This is a genomic window from Streptomyces sp. NPDC005574 (assembly GCF_040605435.1).
In the GTDB taxonomy this organism is placed as follows: Bacteria; Actinomycetota; Actinomycetes; order Streptomycetales; family Streptomycetaceae; genus Streptomyces.
Window position 1 is genome coordinate 1 of record NZ_JBEXCW010000212.1, and the last position, 4,809, is coordinate 4,809.

Sequence of the window (4,809 nt, forward strand, 5' to 3'; positions counted from 1 at the left end):
CGCGGGCCAGTTTGATCTTCACACACCAGACAACTCGCGCGGCCTTCCCCATGTCCCCGTACGTGACCAAGATCAATCGCGGGGCAGCCCGTAAGAGGACCCGTCCCTGGTCATCATCGACACCCAGTCCGTCCGCGTGGCGGCCGGGGTGCCGAAGGGAGTGCATGACCGCCACGGTGGAGAACTCGTAGCAGTAGTACGACTGACGCAGCAGCTCGCGCGCCGTACGCAGGACCGTCGCCGCGGCCTCGGGCACGCCGTCGGGCACGACCAGGTCCTCCACGAGGTCGTGCATGTCGGCGTAGCAGGTGACGAAGTAGTGGGCCCGGTCGTCCGGGACCGGGAACGGCAGCCGCTGCGTGGTCATCCCCGCAGTCTCCCAGCGGCACGTCCCGGGCGGCAGCGCCTTTTCCCGGAGCCGTCGCGCAGCGTGCCGGGACGGAGATTTCTCCCCCGTTGAAATGGGCGGTATGTCGCACGTAGCGGACCAGGTCAAGGAGAAACGTGGCGAGGGATCGGGCCGTGGATGTTCACCGTCGGTGCTCGGACTCTGTCCACAGGGCCGCGGTTCGAAGGTGTCTTCGAGGCCGCCGCGATCAGCGGGGCGGCCCGAAGACGAGGGAGCCACCCATGCCCGAGAACACCGTCACCGCGCCGCTCGCCCCGATGCAGCCGGACGACGTCGCCGACGCCTTCGCCTACATCCGGGCGATGCAGGCCGGCGACATCGACACCGCCTGCGCGGTCGCCGACGACACGGGCCCGGAGCTGCACCGGCTGCTCCTGGACGTCGCCGCGCGCGTCTTCATCCCCATCACCGCCGAGGACGACCACGACGGGGAGCCCTGCGCGCACTCCTTCCTCGCCGCGGCACTCGGGCGGCTGCTGCTGGAGCTCCTCTGCCACAGCGTGTGCCTGGCCGGTGCACCGGGCATCGCCGACACCATCACCCGCTTCACCGAGAACATCCTCACCGAGGACCAGGGCGACGTCGCCGACGTCCTGCGCCAGCTGGAGGCCGCCGGGATGAAGCAGGCGATGGAAAGCGCACCCAGTGCGCCTCACCGCCGTGTAGTGCGCACCATCCGATGCCGGTGGTGCGCGCACCGCACCGCACCACGCGCACCCGGTGCGCACAAAGTGCGGTGACGGCGTCGGTGGTGCGCGCACCACCCCACCGCACCGCGCATCCGGTGCGCACCACCGCACCTCCGCACCGCATCGCCGGGCGGCCACGGCCGGGCGGGCTCCCATATCACACACCCCCTTGACCACGACCTGATCGCCAGGCGAAACGGGCTGTGTCAAGGGGAAACGTCCTTGGTGGCGGAGCTGGTCAAGGGGGTGCGACTGAGCCGGACAAGGGGGTCGCACGCGTCCGGCCGCACCCGGACAAGGGGTCGCCGCGGCGAGCGCACCGGTGTGGTGCGGACATCGGGTGAGGCGCACCGGCACGTGCAGGAGTGCCGGGCATCGTCGCAGTGGTGCGGTGCCGGGCGCGAGGGCGCACCGTCGCGGTGCGCACCACGGTGGAGTCCACCGTCGTCCGGCGCACCGAAGTGGAGTCCACTCGGTGGAGCCCACTGGGTGGAGCCCGGAGTGGACTCCACCCGATGTCGTACATCGCCACGGGTTGCACGACATCGTCGGCTCCACTCGGTGGACGATGTCCGGCATCGTCACCGCAGCCAGACGTTGGAGTGCCGCACCCGGGACAGGGCGCGGGCATCGCGGCGGGCAGCCGCGTTGCCGATCCGGCTCTGCCGGGAGCGGGGCCGGCGCGACTCCCCCGCAGCGAGGCGGCGCTTGGCGGCGTCCTGGAGCCGCTCCCGCTGATCGTCCAGCTGCTTCTTCCTGGCCGCCTTCGACTTCGGTGTCCGGGGCCGCTTCCAGATCGGCTGCCAGCCCGCGGGCTCCTCGGGCGCGGGCTCCTGGTCCTCATCGAGCGCGGCGGCTATCTCCCCACTGGCTGCGCGGGCTCGGGCGAGGACGTCCTTCAATTCGGGGGTCTCCGGTGTGGTCATGTGAGTCCATACCTTTCTTCGTGGTTGATCGCGGTCATTCGTAAGATCGGGACACCCAGGGATGCCGGGTGTGGCTTTCATGTGAGTGCCGCGTTCGTGGCTGAGGAGAATTGGCCGCCCGGCATCCCGCGACGACTCGACTGCTGATTGGGATGCGCGAACCGAATCGCTCGTATGGACGTGACAGCGAGGTCGTCTGCTGGGACAGCACAGGAGAACGACGAAGGAGGGTCCGGTGCCCGAACTGTGGGCGGGGACAGACGCGGGCAAGGCCGAACACCACTGCACCGTGATCGACGCGGACGGCACCAAGGCGCTCTCGCGCCGGGTGCCGAACAACGAGGACGAGCTGCTGCAACTGCTCGGTGACGTCCTGGACCTGGCCGACGGCGCCCCCGTGACCTGGGCGGTCGACCTCAACGCCGGCGGCGCCGCGCTGTGGATCGCGCTGCTGGTCAACCACGGACAGCGACTCTTCTACATCCCCGGCCGGACCGTGCACCACGCCTCCGGCTCCTACCGCGGCGACGGCAAGAGCGACGCCAAGGACGCCTTCGTCATCGCCGACCAGGCCCGCATGCGCCGCGACCTCCAGCCGCTCCAGGAGACCAGCGAGATCGCAGTCGACCTGAAGATCCTCACCGGCCGACGCATGGACCTGTCCGCCGACCGCACCCGGGCGATCAACCGGCTCCGCGCGCAGATCCTGGAGTACTTCCCCGCCCTGGAACGAGCCTTCGACTACAGCACCTCCAAGACCGCACTCATCCTGCTCACCGGATACCAGACCCCGGCCGCCCTGCGCCGGATCGGCCGGGCCCCGCTGGCCACCTGGCTCAAGAACCACGGCGTGCGCACCCTGAACGTCGCCAAGAGCGCCGCCGACGCCGCGGTCACCGCCGCCGAGGCCCAGTTCACCGTGATCCCCGGGGAGAAGACCGCCGCGAAGATGGTCCACACCCTGGCCAGGGAGGTGATGGCCCTCGACGAGGAGATCGCCCAGACCAACGCCCTCATCGAGGGCCGGTTTCGCGAGCATCCCGACGCCGAAGTGATCACCAGCATGCCCGGCATCGGCGACATGCTCGGCGCGGAGTTCATCGCCGCGACCAGCGGCGACATGGCCGCCTTCGGCAGCCCCGACCGGCTCGCCGGCGTCGCCGGACTCGCCCCCGTGCCCCGGGACTCCGGCAAGATCAGCGGCAACCTGCGCCGGCCCAGACGCTACAGCCGCCGACTCCTGCGGATGTTCTACCTCTCCGCCCAGGTCGCCACCGTGCACTGCCCCCAGTCCAAAGCCTTCTACCAGCGCAAACGCGCCGAAGGAACGTCCCACAAGCAGGCCGTCCTCGCGCTGGCCAGACGCCGCCTGAACGTGCTGTGGGCCCTGATACGCGACCACAGGACCTTTGAGGCCGTAACGTCCCACCCCGCTGCCACAGCGGCATGACCCAGTCACGAGGTGTCACCGCCCCGGCTTGACAACGTCATTGGGAATCCTCCTGTGGGTGTCCGGCCAGGTGCTGGCTGCGCGCCGGGCGGCGGGGTGTGTGACGGTGCGGGCGCCGGCGGGGCGGGCTGCTGCCGGGCGGCGCGGGCGGCGGCGCGCTCCCGGACTGTGTCCTGGAGCCTGGCGGCCATCTGGGCGACGGCCTCGATCGTGGCGCGGGTCTGCTCCAGCGCGGCAGCCTCGGTCCCCTGCTGCTGCTCCTGGGCGCGGTCGGCCTCCCGGTCCGGGCGCGAGGGACGCAGGCCAGTCCTCGAGGTGCCGGGCACGGCGACGGTGTGCGGGCGGGATCGGGAGCCCAGGCGCTCCGCACGGCGCGCCGCGTGCATCCGGGCCTTCAACGCGTCGGCGGCGAGGCGTGCCCGCGCGTAGAGAGGGAGCGTCCGGTTGCGGGTCAGCGGGCGCAGCACGGCCTGGTCGTGGGTGTCGCGCGGGTACAGGGCGTGCAGGTCGGCGGTCATCATCAGGCCCCGGCCGACAGGGCGGGTGTAGTCGTCGACCACGGTCTGCACGATTCGTTCGTCCAGGCCCGGCTGGTGGGGTCGGCCGCGCAGCACGTAGGAGAGGTAGCGGCGCGCTTCGGCGAGCAGATAGTTGAACCGCCCCGGGTTTGATGGAGACATTGAAGACCCGGAAGGATCCCGAGCATGGTTGCTCCCCGTAGGTATCCCGATGAGCTGCGCGAGCGCGCGACCAGGTTGTGTGTCGAGGCCCGGAAGGACCCGGCCGGGCGGTCGGGGGCTACCAGGCGTATCGCCGAGCAGCTCGACGTGCACCCTGAGGCCCTGCGCGGCTGGGTGCGGCAGGCCGAGACCGACGAGGGCAGCCGGCCCGGGACCACGAGCGCGGAGGCGGCCCGCATCGCGGAGCTGGAGCGCGAGGTGAAGGAGCTGCGCCGGGCGAACGCGATCCTGAAGTCCGCGTCGGCTTTCTTCGCCGCGGAGCTGGACCGCCCACTGCGTTGAGGGTCGCCTACATCGACCAGCACAAGGAGGAGTTCGGCGTCCAGCCGATCTGCGCGGCCCTCACGGGCACCGACGCCGAGATCGCGCCGAGCACCTACTACGCCGCCGGAACCCGCCCGGAGGCTGCCCGCACCACCCGGGACCGGGAATTGACCGAACAGATCCACCGCATTCACGAGGACAACTACGGCGTCTACGGCGCCCGCAAGATCCACGCGGCCCTGCGGCGCAAGGGCTGGACGGTGGCCCGCTGCACCGTTGAGCGCCTCATGCGGGCCGCCGGCCTGCGCGGCGTCATACGCGCGAAGAGCCC

Annotated in this window: 6 protein-coding genes and 1 pseudogene; 4 read left to right on the plus strand and 3 right to left on the minus strand. The window is 70.9% G+C overall.

What is annotated here, in order from left to right:
* Positions 1 to 367 (minus strand): annotated as a pseudogene (locus tag ABZT03_RS43055) (hypothetical protein); the annotation flags it as partial.
* 263 nt (positions 368 to 630) lie between these two features.
* Here ABZT03_RS43055 and ABZT03_RS43060 point away from each other — a divergent pair.
* Entirely contained in the window at positions 631 to 1,149 is a 519-nt protein-coding gene (locus ABZT03_RS43060) for a hypothetical protein (protein WP_356049627.1), read from the plus strand.
* 530 nt (positions 1,150 to 1,679) lie between these two features.
* Here ABZT03_RS43060 and ABZT03_RS43065 read toward each other — a convergent pair.
* The gene (locus ABZT03_RS43065; protein ID WP_356049628.1) at positions 1,680 to 2,024 is read right to left on the minus strand and encodes a hypothetical protein; all 345 of its coding nucleotides are present in this window, start codon (positions 2,022 to 2,024) and stop codon (positions 1,680 to 1,682) included.
* A 235-nt stretch (positions 2,025 to 2,259) separates the two neighbouring features.
* Here ABZT03_RS43065 and ABZT03_RS43070 point away from each other — a divergent pair, with 235 nt between their 5' ends.
* The gene (locus ABZT03_RS43070; RefSeq protein WP_356049630.1) at positions 2,260 to 3,474 is read left to right on the plus strand and encodes an IS110 family transposase; all 1,215 of its coding nucleotides are present in this window, start codon (positions 2,260 to 2,262) and stop codon (positions 3,472 to 3,474) included.
* 5 nt (positions 3,475 to 3,479) lie between these two features.
* On the opposite strand, the gene ABZT03_RS43075 is transcribed toward ABZT03_RS43070, so the two are convergent.
* Positions 3,480 to 4,154, minus strand: a complete 675-nt coding sequence (locus ABZT03_RS43075) for a hypothetical protein (RefSeq protein WP_356049631.1) — start codon at positions 4,152 to 4,154, stop codon at positions 3,480 to 3,482.
* Between the two features lie 24 nt (positions 4,155 to 4,178).
* Between ABZT03_RS43075 and ABZT03_RS43080 the strand changes: the two genes are divergently transcribed.
* Both ABZT03_RS43080 and ABZT03_RS43085 read left to right on the plus strand, forming a co-directional pair.
* Entirely contained in the window at positions 4,179 to 4,496 is a 318-nt protein-coding gene (locus ABZT03_RS43080; protein WP_356049632.1) for a transposase, read from the plus strand.
* A partial coding sequence (locus tag ABZT03_RS43085; protein WP_356049633.1) for an IS3 family transposase occupies positions 4,493 to 4,809 on the plus strand: 317 nt, incomplete at its 3' end. The genes ABZT03_RS43080 and ABZT03_RS43085, both read left to right, overlap by 4 nt.

Bases quoted from the DNA above. Each gene is read 5' to 3' on its own strand.
- ABZT03_RS43075 (WP_356049631.1), bottom strand. From the start codon at position 4,154: ATGTCTCCATCAAACCCGGGGCGGTTCAACTATCTGCTCGCCGAAGCG.
- ABZT03_RS43065 (WP_356049628.1), bottom strand. From the start codon at position 2,024: ATGACCACACCGGAGACCCCCGAATTGAAGGACGTCCTCGCCCGAGCC.
- ABZT03_RS43080 (WP_356049632.1), top strand. From the start codon at position 4,179: ATGGTTGCTCCCCGTAGGTATCCCGATGAGCTGCGCGAGCGCGCGACC.
- ABZT03_RS43060 (WP_356049627.1), top strand. From the start codon at position 631: ATGCCCGAGAACACCGTCACCGCGCCGCTCGCCCCGATGCAGCCGGAC.